Annotated in this window: 22 protein-coding genes; 9 read left to right on the forward strand and 13 right to left on the reverse strand. The window is 69.8% G+C overall.

Features of this window, described 5'->3' with window-relative positions:
• Positions 1-3: 3 nt before the first annotated feature.
• The 4 genes from ACWPN3_RS24220 to ACWPN3_RS24235 form a co-directional block, all read right to left on the reverse strand.
• Entirely contained in the window at positions 4-402 is a 399-nt protein-coding gene (locus ACWPN3_RS24220; RefSeq protein ID WP_492239801.1) for a type II toxin-antitoxin system VapC family toxin, read from the reverse strand.
• Entirely contained in the window at positions 399-947 is a 549-nt protein-coding gene (locus ACWPN3_RS24225; protein ID WP_492239802.1) for a ribbon-helix-helix domain-containing protein, read from the reverse strand. Before ACWPN3_RS24225 ends, ACWPN3_RS24220 begins: the two co-directional genes overlap by 4 nt.
• A gap of 45 nt (positions 948-992) precedes the next feature.
• Complete coding sequence (gene cobS, locus ACWPN3_RS24230; protein ID WP_109095981.1) at positions 993-1997, reverse strand: cobaltochelatase subunit CobS; 1005 nt, start codon at positions 1995-1997, stop codon at positions 993-995.
• A 74-nt stretch (positions 1998-2071) separates the two neighbouring features.
• Entirely contained in the window at positions 2072-2716 is a 645-nt protein-coding gene (locus tag ACWPN3_RS24235; RefSeq protein WP_348770320.1) for a J domain-containing protein, read from the reverse strand.
• A 150-nt stretch (positions 2717-2866) separates the two neighbouring features.
• Between ACWPN3_RS24235 and ACWPN3_RS24240 the strand changes: the two genes are divergently transcribed.
• Entirely contained in the window at positions 2867-3142 is a 276-nt protein-coding gene (locus ACWPN3_RS24240; protein WP_085087049.1) for a BolA family protein, read from the forward strand.
• Positions 3143-3443: 301 nt separating this feature from the next.
• A complete protein-coding gene (locus ACWPN3_RS24245; protein WP_247872779.1) occupies positions 3444-3911 on the forward strand; it encodes a ribbon-helix-helix domain-containing protein in 468 nt (155 codons plus the stop codon).
• Between the two features lie 60 nt (positions 3912-3971).
• Here ACWPN3_RS24245 and ACWPN3_RS24250 read toward each other — a convergent pair whose 3' ends face one another.
• From ACWPN3_RS24250 to ACWPN3_RS24270, 5 genes are all read right to left on the reverse strand, one after another.
• On the reverse strand, positions 3972-4607 hold the full coding sequence (locus ACWPN3_RS24250; protein ID WP_109095979.1) for a DUF2889 domain-containing protein: 636 nt from the start codon (positions 4605-4607) through the stop codon (positions 3972-3974).
• A gap of 114 nt (positions 4608-4721) precedes the next feature.
• Entirely contained in the window at positions 4722-5183 is a 462-nt protein-coding gene (locus ACWPN3_RS24255) for a CBS domain-containing protein (protein ID WP_109095978.1), read from the reverse strand.
• 167 nt (positions 5184-5350) lie between these two features.
• Positions 5351-5839 carry an SRPBCC family protein gene (locus ACWPN3_RS24260; protein WP_109095977.1) on the reverse strand — a complete coding sequence of 163 codons (489 nt, stop codon included), beginning with the start codon at positions 5837-5839 and terminating at the stop codon, positions 5351-5353.
• Positions 5840-5956: 117 nt separating this feature from the next.
• On the reverse strand, positions 5957-7102 hold the full coding sequence (gene aroB / locus ACWPN3_RS24265; RefSeq protein ID WP_492239803.1) for a 3-dehydroquinate synthase: 1146 nt from the start codon (positions 7100-7102) through the stop codon (positions 5957-5959).
• A 51-nt stretch (positions 7103-7153) separates the two neighbouring features.
• Complete coding sequence (locus ACWPN3_RS24270) at positions 7154-7867, reverse strand: shikimate kinase (RefSeq protein ID WP_492261791.1); 714 nt, start codon at positions 7865-7867, stop codon at positions 7154-7156.
• A 341-nt stretch (positions 7868-8208) separates the two neighbouring features.
• On the opposite strand from ACWPN3_RS24270, the gene ACWPN3_RS24275 reads away from it, so the two are divergent.
• From ACWPN3_RS24275 to ACWPN3_RS24285, 3 genes are read left to right on the forward strand one after another with little or no spacing between them, the layout of a single operon-like run.
• Positions 8209-8349 carry a hypothetical protein gene (locus tag ACWPN3_RS24275; RefSeq protein WP_167393297.1) on the forward strand — a complete coding sequence of 47 codons (141 nt, stop codon included), beginning with the start codon at positions 8209-8211 and terminating at the stop codon, positions 8347-8349.
• The gene (locus ACWPN3_RS24280) at positions 8330-10264 is read left to right on the forward strand and encodes a hypothetical protein (RefSeq protein ID WP_492239805.1); all 1935 of its coding nucleotides are present in this window, start codon (positions 8330-8332) and stop codon (positions 10262-10264) included. The genes ACWPN3_RS24275 and ACWPN3_RS24280 overlap by 20 nt, the downstream gene beginning before the upstream one ends.
• 43 nt (positions 10265-10307) lie before the next feature.
• Positions 10308-11336, forward strand: coding sequence for a site-specific tyrosine recombinase XerD (locus ACWPN3_RS24285; protein WP_492239806.1), 1029 nt, complete (start codon positions 10308-10310; stop codon positions 11334-11336).
• Positions 11337-11396: 60 nt separating this feature from the next.
• On the opposite strand, the gene ACWPN3_RS24290 is transcribed toward ACWPN3_RS24285, so the two are convergent.
• Positions 11397-11708, reverse strand: a complete 312-nt coding sequence (locus ACWPN3_RS24290; protein WP_098740825.1) for a polyhydroxyalkanoic acid system family protein — start codon at positions 11706-11708, stop codon at positions 11397-11399.
• A gap of 60 nt (positions 11709-11768) precedes the next feature.
• Positions 11769-12071: a 4a-hydroxytetrahydrobiopterin dehydratase gene (locus tag ACWPN3_RS24295; protein WP_109452339.1), complete on the reverse strand. Its 303-nt coding sequence runs from the start codon at positions 12069-12071 to the stop codon at positions 11769-11771.
• Positions 12072-12213: 142 nt separating this feature from the next.
• Here ACWPN3_RS24295 and ACWPN3_RS24300 point away from each other — a divergent pair, with 142 nt between their 5' ends.
• Entirely contained in the window at positions 12214-12564 is a 351-nt protein-coding gene (locus ACWPN3_RS24300; RefSeq protein ID WP_098740823.1) for a metallopeptidase family protein, read from the forward strand.
• A 130-nt stretch (positions 12565-12694) separates the two neighbouring features.
• A complete protein-coding gene (locus ACWPN3_RS24305; RefSeq protein ID WP_492239807.1) occupies positions 12695-12991 on the forward strand; it encodes a CCDC90 family protein in 297 nt (98 codons plus the stop codon).
• Positions 12992-13059: 68 nt separating this feature from the next.
• Here the strand turns inward: ACWPN3_RS24305 and ACWPN3_RS24310 are convergent, their stop codons facing one another.
• Positions 13060-13671 carry a uracil-DNA glycosylase family protein gene (locus ACWPN3_RS24310; protein WP_492239808.1) on the reverse strand — a complete coding sequence of 204 codons (612 nt, stop codon included), beginning with the start codon at positions 13669-13671 and terminating at the stop codon, positions 13060-13062.
• On the reverse strand, positions 13664-14404 hold the full coding sequence (gene cobB, locus ACWPN3_RS24315; RefSeq protein ID WP_492239809.1) for a Sir2 family NAD+-dependent deacetylase: 741 nt from the start codon (positions 14402-14404) through the stop codon (positions 13664-13666). The genes ACWPN3_RS24310 and cobB overlap by 8 nt, the downstream gene beginning before the upstream one ends.
• Positions 14405-14513: 109 nt before the next feature.
• Between cobB and ACWPN3_RS24320 the strand changes: the two genes are divergently transcribed.
• Complete coding sequence (locus tag ACWPN3_RS24320; RefSeq protein ID WP_492239810.1) at positions 14514-15011, forward strand: low molecular weight protein-tyrosine-phosphatase; 498 nt, start codon at positions 14514-14516, stop codon at positions 15009-15011.
• Positions 15012-15080: 69 nt separating this feature from the next.
• Positions 15081-16277, forward strand: coding sequence for a sensor histidine kinase (locus ACWPN3_RS24325; RefSeq protein ID WP_492261792.1), 1197 nt, complete (start codon positions 15081-15083; stop codon positions 16275-16277).
• Positions 16278-16285: the final 8 nt, after the last annotated feature.

Consider the following 16285-nt stretch of genomic DNA (forward strand, 5'->3'; position numbering starts at 1 on the left):
TCATCAAGCCGGATGTTGGAATTCGGGCAGGCGCGCGGCCTTCCGGTCAAACGTAAGTGTGCAGGCGCAGCCGGAAACCCGGTTGCCCACGGCGATAAGCCCGTCGGCGAAACCGGCCGGGCCGGCACGGTAACGCTCCAAGGCCTCAAGCGCCACTTCGTGGTCTTCGACGATCAGGTCCACGGTGTTCAGAAGGCGGTCGAGGATCGAGCAGATCTCCGCACGCGGGCGTTTGTAGGCCCGCTCCATCACCCAGACGACCTCCGTCAGCACGATCCTGTTCACGAACAGCCGCTTGCCCTCCGCCACCGCGCGGCTGACGGCGTTGCGGGCGCGGGCGGCCTGTTCCTGGTCATCGTCGACGATCAGGCGGACGAGTGTGTTCGTGTCCAGTCCGATCATGTCCGCCGGAATCTCTCGGCGGTGGCATCCTGGATGGCCTCGTCCATGTCCTCGACCGACACCGGCGGGTGGAACCGGCCGGCGATGCCGAACAGATCCTCGATCCGGTGCTGCGGAGGGGAGGGTGTCGCAGTTGCCGCGACCCCTGGCAAGGCCAGAGGCGTGCCGGCGAACGGGTCCGCAGCGGTCGATTCCCCTCCCTCGCAGGCCCGGCGGTAGTAGCCGGTGATGTAGACCCGCAGTGCCGACGCCAGGGTCTGCGGTCCATTGTCCGGTGCCCGGTCGCCGCGGCGGGCGATGGCGGCGATCCGCTCCCGCACCAGATCGCACAGCTCCTCGACGGAGCGCCCTTCCCGCTTCGCGATGTCCGCCAGGGCATCCCACAAGAAAGGCTCCAGCGGCGGCGAGGCCGGGGAAAGCGCGAGACCGTGGTCGTCGCCGGTCACCTCGACCCGCAGGGAATCGCCGGGACCGAGCCGAAGCCGGTCACGCACGCTTTGCGGAAGCGTGAGTTTCCCGTCCGGTCCGATCCATGCGTATCCCATCGCTCTCCTCCGCCCGGTCTGCCGCCCGGTCTATCGGCCGACCTCTCACACGAGGTTCGCCTGGACCCCCGTCTCCGGCAGCTCGACGCCGAAGCAGCGCTGGTAGTATTCGGCCACCGTCGGCCGCTCCACCTCGTCGCACTTGTTGAGGAAGGTGATGCGGAAGGCGAAGGCGACGTCGCTGAAGATCTTGGCGTTCTCGGCCCAGGTGATCACCGTGCGCGGGCTCATGACGGTGGAGATGTCGCCGTTGATGAAGCCGGCGCGGGTCAGGTCGGCCAGACGCACCATCGACGCCACCGTGTCGCGGCCCTTGGCGTCGTCATAGGACGCGACCTTGGCCTGGACGATCTTCACCTCGGCGTCGACCGGCAGGTAGTTCAGCGTCGCCACGATGTTCCAGCGGTCCATCTGGCCCTGGTTGATCTGCTGGGTGCCGTGATAGAGGCCGGTGGTGTCGCCCAGCCCGACGGTGTTCGCGGTGGCGAACAGGCGGAAGGCCGGATGCGGGCGGATGACGCGGTTCTGGTCGAGCAGCGTCAGCTTGCCTTCCACCTCCAGCACGCGCTGGATCACGAACATCACGTCGGGGCGGCCGGCGTCATATTCGTCGAACACCAGGGCGCAGGCATGCTGCAGGGCCCAGGGCAGGATGCCCTCGCGGTATTCGGTGACCTGCACGCCGTCGCGGAGCACGATGGCGTCCTTGCCCATCAGGTCGATGCGGCTGATGTGGCTGTCCAGGTTGACGCGGATGCAGGGCCAGTTCAGCCGGGCCGCGACCTGCTCGATGTGGGTCGACTTGCCGGTGCCGTGATAGCCCTGGACCATGACGCGGCGGTTGTAGGCGAAGCCGGCGAGGATGGCCAGGGTCGTGTCCCGGTCGAAGCGGTAGGCGCTGTCGAGGTCGGGCACATGCTCCGAGCGCTGGCTGAAGGCCGGCACCTGCATGTCGCTGTCGATGCCGAAGACCTCACGCACCGAGACCGTCGTGTCGGGCTTGTGGTCGAACAGGGCCGAGCTGGCCTGGGTCGCTCCTTGGGAAGCCATGGGTGGTTTCTTACGTTCCAGCGAGTGTCGGTTGTCCAGCGGCCGCGGGATTGACCCGGCCCGCCAACGGGGGTTCAGGCAGCATAACAGGCTTTCAGCGTATTGTAGGCCTGATTGATTTCTTTCAGGCGTTCTTCCGCAGCCTTGTCGCCGCCGTTGGCATCGGGATGATGCTTTTTCGCAAGCTCCCGATAGCGTGCTTTGATCCGTGCGAAGTCCACCGGCGGAGTCAGTTCAAGGACCGCCAGCGCCTTTTCCTCTTCGGTACGGGCGTGGTGGCGCCGGTGCGCCTTTTCCTCGGTCTTCGTCTTGCCGGTGTCCTGGCCGAATTCGAAACTGAAGCCGTTGACCACGCGGTCGCGGATGAAGCGCTCCTGCGTCGCCCATTTGCCGAGCGGCCAGCTCGGCCGCTGCCAAGTGGTGTCCTGCCGCACCTCCGCCTCGATCTGGTCGGTGGACATGCCGGCGTAATAGTCCCAGGCCCGGTTGTACTCCCGGACATGCTCCAGGCAGAACCACCAGTACTCGTTGAGGCTGCTGCGGCTTTTCGGCGCACGGAATTCGCCGGCGGCGACGCAATCGGGATGGTCGCACACACGGGTGGCCGCGCGCGGGGCGGCGTAGCTGTCGTAACTGGAGCGGGCGCGGTTCCTGGTCATCGGCCAAGTATGGGAAGAGCCGGTGCCTCTGGCAAGCGCGCCGAATCGAGCTTCCGTCATCCGCAATCTGCGGGTCGCCGGGCTTGACAGACGCTTGACAGGGCAGGGATCGCACCGTCTCCTGACCGTTGGCGCGCCGGGCGGGTCACGACGTCCCGCCGCAGCCTCTCCCATCCCTCCCCGACCAGCGACGAGACATCAGGATCCGCCATGGAATACGCCACCCGCATCCGCGAAAAGCTGACCGCCGGACTGGCGCCGGACCGGCTCGAGGTCGTCGACGACAGCGCCCGCCATGCCGGCCATGCCGGGGCGGACGCCGCCGGGGAAACCCACTTCCACGTCACCGTGGTCTCCGCCGCCTTTGCCGGCAAGTCGCGGGTGGAGCGCCAGCGGATGGTCTATGCGCTGCTGGCCGACGAGTTGCGCGAGCGGGTGCATGCGCTGGGGCTGACCACCCACGCCCCCGGTGAAGCCGGGGCCTGAACGGGGCCGGAAAGCCCGCACCCATCCCGTCCGCGGGGCGTTCCCGTCGATCGTTCGTGCGCCTCAAATAACGAGCGGTTGAGCGGCCGAAATGACATACATATGGATGCAACCAAGAGTCGATTTTAGGAAAACTTGTAAGAATGAGAGGCGCTAGCGTGGTTGCATTTCCCGCTGCGTTTAGTAAAGTATGATATATGCAACCATTTATCGCGCCGTGGCGGACACAAACTTCGCATGTCCGCTGGCGGCTTCGTGGAAGGGGCTGCGGATGGCGAAGCGTGGGCCGAAGAAAAAGCGCGTGATCACTTCCCATGCGGGGGTGGAACCGCTGAGGAGCCAGAACATCATGATCGGCGGGCACCGCACGAGCATGCGGCTGGAACCGTCGATGTGGGATGCTCTGGAGGAGATCGGCCGTCGGGAAGGCCTGACCGTCAACCGCCTCTGCACCCAGATCAAGGAGCGGATCGAGGAGCAGGCGCGCCGCAAGGGCATCAAGCCGGAAGACGCCGATGTCACCCTGACATCGGCCGTGCGCGTCTTCATTGCGTCCTATTACCGGCGGGCCTGCACCGAGGACGGTCATCTGCGTGCCGGCCATGGCGGCAGCGACCCGTTCGTCGGCACGCCGTTCGAGCTGCCGCTGGCTGACGAGGAGGACGGTGTCAAGGCCGCGGTCGCCGCGGGCGGCAGCTTCCCCACGCCCGGTCCGACCCCCGGCCCGACCCAGGCCGCAGGTCCGGCCCAGCCCGGCCTGGACGCCTGAGCGGCGCCACCCGGCGCCCGCCCGGCTGATTTCCGGCGGGCGCCCGGGGCGAAGGCTATCCTATTCCGCCGCCTCGTCCCGGGCGGCGTCTTCGTTTTCAGGGCCGGCGCGATCATCGCCGGTGTAGTGCGCAGGCCAATGTCTGCGCACCGCCTCGCCGTTGCTGTCGAAGATATGGCACATGTTCAGAAGCACCGGCCGCTTGCCGTCGTCCTGGGCCGGCTTGCCGGACGCCTTCGCGCGGTCCGCCGCCTCGCGGGCCAGGATCGGGTAGACGGTCTGGAAGGCGGTGGTCGCCAGCGGACCCAGCAGCTCGACCAGATGGGTGCAGCCCTTCGCTCCGCCCAGCCGGTCCTTCACCGCCCGGGTCCAGCCCGGTCCGACGCGCAGGCCCACCAGCTGCTGGAACTGCGGCGTGATGCTGCCACAGGCCTTGTAGGGGCTGTGTTCGGTCACCGCCTCCACCGCCTGGACGGTCAGTTTGTCGTCGACGGTCAGGCGCATCCACATCTGGTGGATCGGGGTTCCCGGCTCCAGATGCCCGCGCTCCTCCGTATGGAAGCCATAGCTTTTGACGTCGGTCAGATGGCCTTCGATGTCCCACAGCCCGTCGGCGCGCCGAAAGCCCTGGCAGGTGACACGACGGGTGTGGATCGGCTCGCGCGCGGCGGGGGCGGACAGCGAGGGCGCGGACATCGGGCTTTCCAGTTCAGCAAAGAGGATGGCTCACCCTCGACTATCGGTGGGGCCGGGCGCCCGGTCAACCCGACCCCACCGCAACGCAGCGTTACCTATGGGTCAAGCTTGCCGTCAGCCCAGCGTGGCCTCCGCCGAATAGCCGCTGCCGAACATGTAGGCTTCGCGGCTGCGCAGTTCGTCCTCCAGATGGGTGCGCACCACGGCGAAGAGGTCGCGGATCGACACCATGCCGACCGCCTCGCCCTCCACCGCGATGGGCAGGTGGCGGTAATGGTGACGCTCCATCAGGTCGAGCGCCTCCAGCGCCGTCGCCGAGGGCTCCAGCGTGTCGGGATCGGCGGTCATCACCGACGACAGCAGGGTGGTGTCGGGGTCGAGCCCGGCCGCGACCACGCGGGCGGTCATGTCGCGCTCGGTGACGATGCCCTTCAGCGTCCTCCCGTCGGTGACCAGCACCGCGGCGATGCGCTTCTGCGCCATCAGCGTGGCGGCATCGCGCACGGTGGCGCCCGGCGGCAGGCAGGTCAGTTCCTGGTTCTTGATGACATCGGGCATCAGTCGGCGTGTCGGCATGTGTCCCATCTCCCTCGTGATTGCAGGTTTTGTGGACGAACGATGCACTCGACCGCGATTTCGCAGCGCGGCATACACGATCCTGTCAGCTTGATGGACCGATCGTCAATAGAACTGATTGTCTGGAACTTCCCGCATGTGCCGGGGCACTGCCGACGGCGTTGTCGTTACTGGCCGGACTCCAGCCGCTTGCGCAACCCGTCGAAGCCGCTGGTGTAGATGCCGGCAATCGCCTTGCGCGCGTCCGCATCGGAGGCGCCGCTGGCCTGGAAGCGCGAGGACCAAGTGATGCGGGTGGTGCGGGCGTCCACCGCGCTCAGCCGGATGGTGGAATTGTAGTTCTTCACCGGCAGCGGCCCGTTCAGCAGGGTGTAGCGCAGCCGGTGCTTGGCGGCGGAAAGGCCGGTCAGCCGTTCCTGGATCGCACCGCCGCCCTTCAGGGCGATGTCACGCTCCTGGCGGTCGCCGGTCTTGCGCAGGGTGCAGCCCTCCACCGCCGGGTGCCAGTCGCTGATCGCGCAGAAGGGGGCGATCTGCTTCCACACCTGCTCGACCGGCGCCTTGATCGTCGCCTGCTCGCGCACCTCCAGCGCCATGGCCGGCGCCGCCGCCAGCAGCACCGCACCCATCGCCGACATCCCAAGCGTCGCCTTCATCGCTCATCCTCCCCGTTGCGGCCGCGGCGGGATGGCCGCGGTGTTGGAGGGAGTATGGGCGGGCAACCGCCGCCGCTGCTATTGTGCGAAAGACGGATTATCCGTGATGACCGGGGATCAGGCGGGCTGGACCGACTCGTCCAGAACGGCGCGGACGGCGGCGGCATCGACGTCGCGGCGGGTGAAGGCGTTGCCGATGCGGTCAGCCAGGATGAAGGTGATGCGGCCGTCCTGCACCTTCTTGTCCTTCGCCATCGACCGCACCAGCCCATCCACGTCCCAGGCGACGCCGGGGATGTCGGCCGGGCGCACCGGCAGGCCGACATCGGCCAGATGGGCGCGGGCGCGCCGCGCGTCGTCGGCCGGGCACAGCCCGAGCCGGACCGACAGGTCGAAGGCCAGCACCATGCCGATCGCCACCCCTTCGCCATGCAGCAGGGTCTGGCCGAAGCCGGTCGCCGCCTCCAGCGCATGGCCGAAGGTGTGGCCCAGGTTCAGCAGGGCGCGGTCGCCGCTCTCGCGCTCGTCGACGCCGACGATGTCGGCCTTGGCGCGGCAGCTGACGGTCACCGCATGGCGCCGGGCGTCGCTGTCGCCGTCCACCACCCGCCGGCCGTTCCGCTCCAGCCAAGCGAAGAAGTCGGGCTGGCGGATCAGGCCGTATTTCACCACCTCGGCATAGCCGGCCAGCACCTCGCGCCGCGGCAGGGTGTCCAGCGTGGCGGTATCGGCGATGACCAGGCGCGGCTGGTGGAAGGCGCCGATCAGGTTCTTGCCGTGCCGGCTGTTGATGCCGGTCTTGCCGCCGACCGAGCTGTCGACCTGGGACAGCAGCGTGGTCGGCACCTGGATGAAGTCGATGCCGCGCAGCGCCGACGCCGCGGCAAAGCCGGTGATGTCGCCGATCACCCCGCCGCCCAGCGCCAGCAGAACGGTGGACCGCTCGATGCCGCGGCCCAGGACGTCGTCCATCAGTTGCTGGAAATGGGCGAAGTCCTTGGTCTTCTCGCCGGCCGGCAGGACGATGGCCGGCTGCGGTGCGATCCCCGCCGCCAGCATCGCGGCGTTCAGCGTGTCCAGATGCAGAGGCGCGACGTTGGCGTCGGTCACCACGATGGGCGCCCGGCCGCGGGTGATCGCGGCGATGCGCTCGCCGGCATCGGCCAGCACCCCGTCGCCGACGAGGATGTCGTAGCTGCGGGCGCCCAGCTCCAGGCGGACGGTGTCGAGTGCGGCCGGGGTGGTGGCGTTGACGGAGGTCATCGGGGCAGTCCGCGAAGCTGGTGGTTCATGACAAGGGGCGGGAGGCGGGGATCAGGGCGCGTCGGTTTTTGGGGCGTCGGGCTTTCCGGGCCGGCCGCCGCGCTGGGCGTTGCCCTGGCCCTGCGGTTGGCCCTGGGGCTGGCGGTGGGGAAGCTGGACGCCGAAATGCACCTCCAGCGCGTCGATCACCAGCTCCACCGTCACGTCGGGCGGGCGTTCGTCGCTGACCACGGTCAGGTCGGCCTCGGCATAGACGGGATAACGCTGCTCCATCAGCCGGCCCAGGATGGTGCGCGGATCGCCCTGGTTCAGGATGGGGCGGTGGGTGCGCCGGGCGGTGCGGGCGACCAGCACGTCCAGTTCGGCGCGCAGCCAGACCGAAATGCCGTGCTGGCGGATGGCGGCGCGGGTCTCCGGGTCCATGAAGGCGCCGCCGCCGGTCGCCAGGATGTGCACGGGCTCGTCCTTCACCAGGCGGGTGATGATGCGCCGTTCGACGGAGCGGAAGACCGGCTCGCCGTCGCGGGCGAAAATCTCGGCGATGGTGCAGCCGGCCGCGGCCTCGATCTCGGTGTCGGCGTCGCGGAAGGGCAGGTGCAGGCGCGTGGCCAGCCGGCGCCCGATGGCGCTCTTGCCGGCTCCCATCAGCCCGACCAGCACCACGGTGCGCGGCAGCAGCGGCACCGCATCCTCCGCCGCACCCGTGCCCGGACCTGCTCCCGGACCTTGGGCCGTCATCGCCTTGCGCAGTCCCATAACATCCATCCGATCCGCCACCCGCACTCCCGGCGCCAGCATGCCGGCGTCTTCGCCGGCCGTCACACCGCTGCAACAGACAACACTCATACCCGCCGAAAGCTGGCCGGCACAAGCGCCCCGGTTCCGCCATGCCCTGCCCCGCATCCTGCTGCGGAGCCGGCGAATGGCCCGGTGGACGGGTTGCGCCGCGGTCCAACCTGTGGCTACACTGCGCCGTCCTCCGGCCGCCGGCCGGGGCCGCGGATGCTTTAGCAGAAAAGCCCTTGCTTGTCCCAAGCCCTGCGGATGCAGGACATGGTAGCTCCGCTCCGATCCTCCGTTTTCCGACACAACACGTCCCTGGTGCCATGAGCCGGTTTCTTTCGATCCTCTTCGTCCTGCTGTTGCTGGTGATCGCCGGTGGCATGGTGTTCCTCGCCTCGTGGGACCTGCCGGCTCCGTCGAAAACGGTGGAGAAGGTTCTGCCGGATGAGCGCTTCCCGCGCTGAACCCCGACCATCGGCCGGGAAGGTCAGGCCCCAGGGTGTCCGACAGGCAACCGTTCCGCTGCTGGCCGGACTGCTGACGGCCGTCTGGTCCATGGCCGCCGCCGCGCAAGCCTTCGGCCCGCCGGTCCGGCTGACGCCCGACGCCGCGGTGGAAACCCCCGTCCGGTCCCGGCCTTCCATCCCCGCTCCGGTCATCGTGCCGGCCTATCCGCCCATCGTCACGCCGCCGCCCGCCGTCTCCCCGGTGGTGGCGCGGCCGGCGCCGGTCGCGCGCGAGCCGCTGGGGGCGCCCGACCCGGACGGCGCCGGCCTCCTCGACGGGGTGCAGGGGCTGGGCGGCGACCCCTGGCGCGGCATCGGCCGGGCCGAGCTTCTGCCCCTGATCGCCGCCCTGCCGGTCGACACCCCGTCTCCCACCGTCAAGGCGCTGGAGCGCCGCCTGCTGCTGAGCGCCGGCTCTCCGGCGGTCGCGACCGGGGAAGCGCCGCCGCCCCGCCGCCTCGGCGCCCTGCGCATCGAAAAGCTGGCGCGGCTCGGCGATCCCGCCGGGGCGGCCGAGCTGGCCGGGCGCCTGCCGGCGGCGCTGGCGGCGGACGAGCCGGCGGCCCGGGCGCTGACCGATGCGGAGCTGGTGCGCGGCGGCCTGGATTGCCCGCGCGCGCTGGCCCGCGGCAAGAGCTTCGCCTCCGCCTACTGGGCCAAGCTGGGCCTGTTCTGCCGTGCCCGTTCCGGCGACCGGGCCGGCACGGACGAGGCGCTGGCGGTCTTGCGCGACAGCCGCCGGTCCGACCCCTTCCTGCCGGTTGCCGAGGCGCTGGCCGGTGCCGCCCCACCGCCGGCCCGCTCGCTGTCGCTGCAAGCCGATGCGGACGGGCTGGCGCTGCTGCTCGCCGCCCTGCGCATCGCGCGGATCGGCGTGCCGCCCGACCGGCTGCCGCTGGACAATCTGCCGGCGCTGGCCGCCATCGCCACCAACCCCGCCGTCGATCCCACCACCCGGGCCGCCGCCGGCGAGCGGGCGGCGGCATCCCTGTTCCTCGATGCCCGCCAGTTGCAGGATCTCTATGCCCAGATCCCGGCGGTGGGGGACGAGCTGCTGCGGGTCCGCGACATCGCCCGGCGCGACCGCGGCGCCCGCACCCGCGCGCTGGTCCATCAGGCGATGGCGGCGGCGATGGACGGGCGGCGGCGCGTGGCGCTGGCCGCGCTGGCGGTGGAGCTGGTCGATCCGCGCCTGCGCGCCGGGCCGGTCGGCGGTGCCGCCGCCGGTCTGCTCGACGGCGTGTCGCCGACCGGCGACGCCGCGGCGCTGGCCCCGGCGGCGGCGCGGCTCTATTACGCGCAAGGCCGGCTCGACCAGGCGCAGCGCTGGCACGATCTGGCCCTGCGCAGCGGCCGCAGCGCCGACACCGCCTGGCTGTGGCCGCTGGCGGTGGTGGCGACGGGGCAGGGGGCTCAAGACCCGAGGGCCCTGACCGAATGGCTGGACGAGGCGCTGCGCGGCGCCGACACCGCCGCCCGCAGCCGCATCGCCGGCCAGCTGGCGCTTCTCCAGGCGACCGGGGTCGCCGTCCCGGACGAGGCCTGGATGACCGTCACCGACGGTGCCGGCCCGCCCAGCGGCAGCGAGGCCGGTGTCGATCCCGCCTTGTGGCAGCGGCTGGGCGACGCCGCGGCCGGCGGGCGCATCGGCGAGACGGTGGCCGTCGCCCTGATCCTGCTTGGGGAGACCGGACCCGCCATCCTTCCGCCCGTCGTCACCGCCCGCGTGGCGGCCAACCTGAAGGCGGTCGGGCTGGAACCGGACGCCCGCGCGCTGGTTCGCGAGGCGATGGCCGCAATCGCCGGCCCCACCGCCCAGGCCCCCATCCCGAATCCGACCCCAAATCCGACTCCAAATCCGACTGCCGAATGACCTTCCGCCCCGTGGAGCCCGCCACCACCATGACGCCGACACCATGACCGGCAGCAAAAAGACCGCCGTCAAAGCCGGCGCCAAGCGGCGCGGCCGGCCGTGCAAGCCGCGCCCGCTCGCCACCTCGCCGCATCTGGACGCCTTCCTCGACATGCTGACGGCGGAGCGCGGGGCGGCGGTGAACACCCGGCTGGCCTACGAGCGCGACCTCGCCGACCTCGGCCGCTGGCTGGCCCAGCGCAGCGTGGCGCTGGAGGCGGCGGGCACCGAGGATCTGCGCGCCTATCTGGCGGTGCAGAGCAAGGACGGCGCCCCCCGCACCGTGGCGCGGCGGCTGTCGGCGATGCGGCAGTTCTACCGCTTCCTGCTGTCCGAAGGCCGCCGCCTCGACGATCCCGCCTCGCCGCTCGACAGCCCCAAGCAGGGCCGTCCGCTGCCCAAGATCCTGACGGAGGCGGAGGTCGGCGCCATGCTGTCCACCGCCGAGGTGCGCGGCGGGCCGGAGGGGCTGCGGCTGGTGGCCCTGCTGGAGGTGCTCTACGCCACCGGCCTGCGCGTGTCGGAGCTGGTCGGCCTGCCGATGACGGCGATCATGCGCGACGGCCGCGGCCTGCTGGTGCGCGGCAAGGGCGGCAAGGAACGCATGGTGCCGCTGTCCGACCCGGCGCTGGCGGCGCTGGCCGGCTACATCCCGTTCCGCGGCCACTTCATCCCGCCCGCCGCCGGTGCAGGGGGAGCAGGCGAGGCCGGGCACAGCCCCTTCCTGTTCCCGTCCCGCATCTCCGCCGAAGGGCACCTGACGCGCCAGCGCTTCGCCCAACTGTTGAAGCAACTGGCCATCGACGCCGGCATCGACCCGGAAAAGGTCAGCCCCCACGTCCTGCGCCACGCCTTCGCCACCCATCTGCTCGACCATGGCGCCGATCTGCGCTCCGTCCAGAAGATGCTGGGCCATGCCGACATCGCGACGACGCAGATCTACACCCACGTCGTGACGGAACGTCTGAAGCGGGTCATGCACGACCACCATCCGCTGGCGCGCCGCAAGGTGGAGGAGGCGTCGGAGGGGTAGGGCAGGTAAGGATGGGTGGGGAGGTGAGGGCGTCGAGTCCCGCACCTCCCCGGTCAACCCTTACTTCTTCTCCAGCATCAGCGTGCCCTGGCGCGAGACCTTGTTCTTGATCTTGTCGGCCAGCAGGGCCAGCGCCCAGGGCAGCTGCACCTCCATCTCGACCCGGTCGTCCAGCACGTCGATGTGGCCGGCGATGGTCTGGGCCAGCGCCACGACGTGGAAGTTCAGGCGGTCGTCGGTCCAGCTGTCGTCGACGCTGGCCGACACGGCGCTCAGGCGCGCCCGCACCTCGCCCATGCCGTCGACCAGCCGGCGCTTGGCCTCCGCCCGGCCAAGCGAGTGGGGGATGGACAGGGTCAGGGGTTTCGGCATGGTCGGCGGCTCCGCACGTCACAGGGCTAGGGTAACGCCCGCAAGCGGGCGTTGGGTCCATCAGCGGTCGTGCAGGGGCGCCATCTGGTCCAGGCGATGGGCGAAGTCGATGTCGGCCTGGGTCACCGCGTCGTTGTTGCGGGTGTAGAGGATCACCTCGACCCGGCCCAGATCGTTGAACCATTCGGGATGGTGGCCGGTCTTCTCGGCCAGCAGGGCGACCTGGTTCATGAACCCCCAGGCGGCGGGGAAATCGGCGAAATGGTAGGTCTTGCGGATGGCGTCGCGTTCCAGCACCTCCGCCCAGCCGTGCAGTTCCTTCAGCGCCGTCTGGCGATGCGCGCCGACAAGACGATCCGACATGATGACCTCCCTTTCCTCAAGTCTCTCTTTTGCCGCCCGCAGCTTCTTGGCGAACGGGCGGCGGTTCGCTACCTTCTGCGGCATGATACGGAAACCTTCAGGTCCCCATACGGTTCCGCCCACGGTCGAAGACCTGGAGCGCATGGCCGAAGAGGCGCTCGACACCATCCCGGCGGAGCTGCTCGCCCCGGTCGGGAACCTCGTGATCCATGTCGAGGATTTCCCCGATGAGGATACCGAGCGGGAGATGGAGCTGGAAAGCCCATTCGACCTGCTGGGCCTCTATCGGGGCGTGGATTTGACGCGGCAAAGCGTCGCCGACCTGCGAGGCGGGCCGGACATGATCTTCCTCTACCGCCGCCCGATCCTCGATTACTGGTGCGAGACGGGGGAGGAACTGCCGGCCATCGTCCGCCATGTCCTGATCCACGAGATCGGCCACCATTTCGGCTTCTCCGACGACGACATGGAACGGATCGAGACGATGGAATAGTCCGACAATCCCGACAATTGGGAGGAGGTGGCGGCCGAGACCTACGAGTGAAAATCGCACCGCTCCGTCTTGGAATAATGTACCTTCGGAAAGCGTTTCCCACCCTGGTACTCTGTAGCGGAATCGATAGATGAGCGCGTCGGCGATCCTGAAGCTTCAGAAAGTTGGCTTCACCTCCGAGCAGGTGGAGGCTCTGGCCGACTTCATGGACACCCAGGCCGCCAGCAAGGCGGACCTGGAATCGACCGAGCACCGGCTCGATGTAAAGATCACCGAGGTCAAATCCGAACTCAGGCTCGTTGAAACCGGGTTGCGCGCCGAGTTGAAGCAGATCGAGCAGCGGATGACGATCAAGCTGGGGGCCATGCTGCTGGCGCTGGCCGGATTGCTGCTCGCTGCGATCCGGTACCTGCCACCGCATCCGTAACGGCTGCCGCACATTCCCAGTTCTCCCCTATGCTTCGCCTTCGACGGCGCGAAGAGCAGGGGGCGCATTCAATCGTCCAGCGCGTCGGCCACCCGGCGGCGCAGGGCCGGCACCAGATCCTCATCGAACCACGGGTTGCGGTTCAGCCAGGCGGTGTTGCGCCAACTCGGGTGCGGCAGAGGCATATAGGCCGGGCCGTACTCCCGCCAGTTCGCCACCGTTTCCGTCATCGTCGCCTTGCGCCGCTCGCCCAGATAGCGCGCCTGGGCGTACTGCCCGATCAGCAGGGTCAGCCGGACGCCCGACAGCGCGTCCAGCAGCGGCGGGTGCCACAGCGGCGCGCATTCCGGACGCGGCGGGTAATCGCCGCCCTTCGGCATGGTGCCGGGATAGCACAGCCCCATCGGCACCACGGCGATGCGGGACTCGTCGTAGAAGGCGGCACGGCCCATCGCCAGCCATTTGCGCAGCCGGTCGCCGGAGGCGTCGTCCCAGGGGATGCCGCTGGCATGCACCCGCGCGCCGGGCGCCTGCCCGACGATCAGCAGGCGGGCGGTCGGGCTGCCGCGCAGCACCGGGCGGCAGCCATGGGGCAGCACGCCTTGGCACAGGGTGCAGGCGCGCACCCGCGAGAACAGGCGGTCGAGATCAGAGCCGCCGTCAACGGTTTCATCAGACAAGCGTCAGCAAATCCTGGACGAAGGCCGGCACCACCTGGGTCGCCGGGCCGTGGATCGAGCTGTGGAAATAGGAGGCGCCCTCCGACGGTTCCAGGTTCAGCTCGACCGTATAGGCGCCGGCCGACCGCGCTTCCGCCACGAAGCCGGCGGCGGGATAGACATGGCCCGAGGTGCCGACCGACACGAACAGGTCGCATTCCTCCAGCGCCCGCTGGATGCGCTCCATCTGATAGGGCATCTCGCCGAACCACACCACGTCGGGCCGCATGCCGCCCTTGCGGCCGCAGGTCAGGCAATGGTCGTGCACCGACAGGTCGCCCTGCACCTCCACCACCGTGCGGCAATGCAGGCAGACCGCCTTCAGCAGCTCGCCATGCATGTGCAGCGGGGCCTTCGAGCCGCCGCGCTCGTGCAAATCGTCGATGTTCTGGGTCACCAGCAGGACATTGCCCGTCCAGCGCCGCTCCAGCTCCGCCAGCGCCCTGTGCGCGGCGTTGGGCTGCACCGCCGGATCGGCGAGGCCGCGGCGGCGGTCGTTGTAGAAGCGGTGGATCAGATCGGGGTCGCGGGCGAACCCTTCCGGCGTCGCCACATCCTCCAGATCGACCTGGCTCCAGATGCCGCCGGCGCAGCGGAAGGTGTCCAGCCCCGATTCCTTGGAAATCCCGGCCCCGGTCAGGATGACGATCCGGTCGGTCGGGCGCAGGCGGTTGGTCAGGGCGGGAGCGGGCATGAAATCCCCTTAGCGGTTCGGAAACCGGTCATGTGGAAAACTTCTGCGGCGTACGCCCGTCACGCCCCGATGTAAAGCCGCAAGAAACACGAGAGAGGGGATACCGAAGGTGGTCAAGGTCCTGTTCGTCTGCACGGGCAACATCTGCCGCTCGCCCACCGCCGAAGGAGTGTTCCGCCATCTGGCCGACCGCGCCGGGCTCGGCGCCCTGGTGAGCGCCGACTCCGCCGGCACCCACGGCTATCACGTCGGCGATCCGCCCGATCCGCGCACGGTGCGCGCGGCGCTGGCCCGCGGCGTCGACCTGTCGGGCTTGCGCGCCCGCAAGGTGACGGCGGCCGACTTCACCCGCTTCGACCACATCCTGGCGATGGACCACGGCCATCTGGCCCAACTGCGCCGCATCGCCCCGGCGGGCGCCACCGCGGCGCTGCGCCTGTTCCTGGACGATGCGCCTGGGTTGGAAGGCCGTGAGGTGCCCGATCCCTATTATGGCGGCCCCGACGGTTTCGAGCAGGTGCTGGACCTGTGCGATGCCGGGTCGCGCGGCCTGCTGGACCGCCTGTCGCGCGAAAGCCGGTTTCCGATTCGCGAAAGCCTCGGGTAACGTCTCGCGGTTTCCCGGCTGCTTGATCTATGCTGCCGGGACAAGGCCCATTCGGAGCATCCCCTCACCATGACCAGCGCCACCACCGGCACAACCGCGCCCGGCGGAATCCTCGACGGCATCGTCCTGTTCGAGGCCTTCTCGCCGGAGGAGCGCGCGGCCGTGGCCTCGCGCGGGCGGGTGTTCGACGCCCCGGCCGGCGCCGTCCTGATGCGCGAGGGCGACAGCGCCAGCTCGCTCTATGTCCTGCTCGACGGCACGGTGCGCGTGGTGCGCGACGATCCCTTCGGCGGTCAGGTGGAGGTCGGGTTCCGCCGGGCCGGCGACTGTTTCGGCGAGATGGCGCTGATCGACGGCGGCGCCCGCTCCGCCTCGGTCATCGCCGCCACGCCGGTCACGGTGTTCGAACTGGAACGCGACCTGTTCCTGGCGCTGATCTCCCCCTCGCCCGACCTGCTGGCGAAGCTGCTGCGCGAACTCAGCCGCATGATCCGCGAGGTGTCGGAGCGGGTGGTGCGCGAGGATCTGGAGCGCCGCGCCCGCATCGCCGAATTGGCGCTGGCCCGCCAGCGCGCCATCACCCAGGCGGTGACCGGGCTGGCGCATGAGCTGAACACGCCGCTCGGCGTCTGCGTCACCGCGGCCAGCCATTTGCAGGATCTGGCCCGCCCCGGCAACGGCCCGCTGGCGACCGAGGAACTGCGGGAGCCGGCAGCCCTGCTCGACGCCAACCTCGCCCGCGCGGTGGAGTTGGTGGAGGCATTTTCCGCCATCGCCGCCTGCCAGACCGCCGAACCGCTGGAGGCGCTGGACCTCCGCTGCATGGCGGAGGACGCGGCGAGCCTGTTCGCGGTCCAGCATCCCGACCTGCCGCTGGCCGTCCGGGTCGTACCCGGCACCGCCTGCCCCTGGATCGGCTATGCCCCGCATCTGGAGCGTGTGCTGCACCATCTGTTCACCAACGCCGCCGCCCATGGCTATGGCGGCGGCCCGGGCGAGGTGGAGGTGACGGTGGAGCCGGCGACGCTGGATGCGGTCCCGGCCTGGAACCTGATCGTCCGCGACCGCGGCGCCGGCATTCCGGCCAACAACCTGCCGACCCTGACCGATGCCTTCTTCACCACCGCGCGCTACCGCGGCCACAAGGGGCTGGGGCTGGCGGTGGTGTTCAACACGGTGACCGGCCCGCTCGGCGGCCGGCTCGCCATCGACAGCGCGCCGGGCAACGGCACCACAGTGACGATCACCGTCCCGCAGGAGCTGTGACGGGCGGG

It is taken from the genome of Azospirillum sp. UENF 111221 (assembly GCF_058780625.1).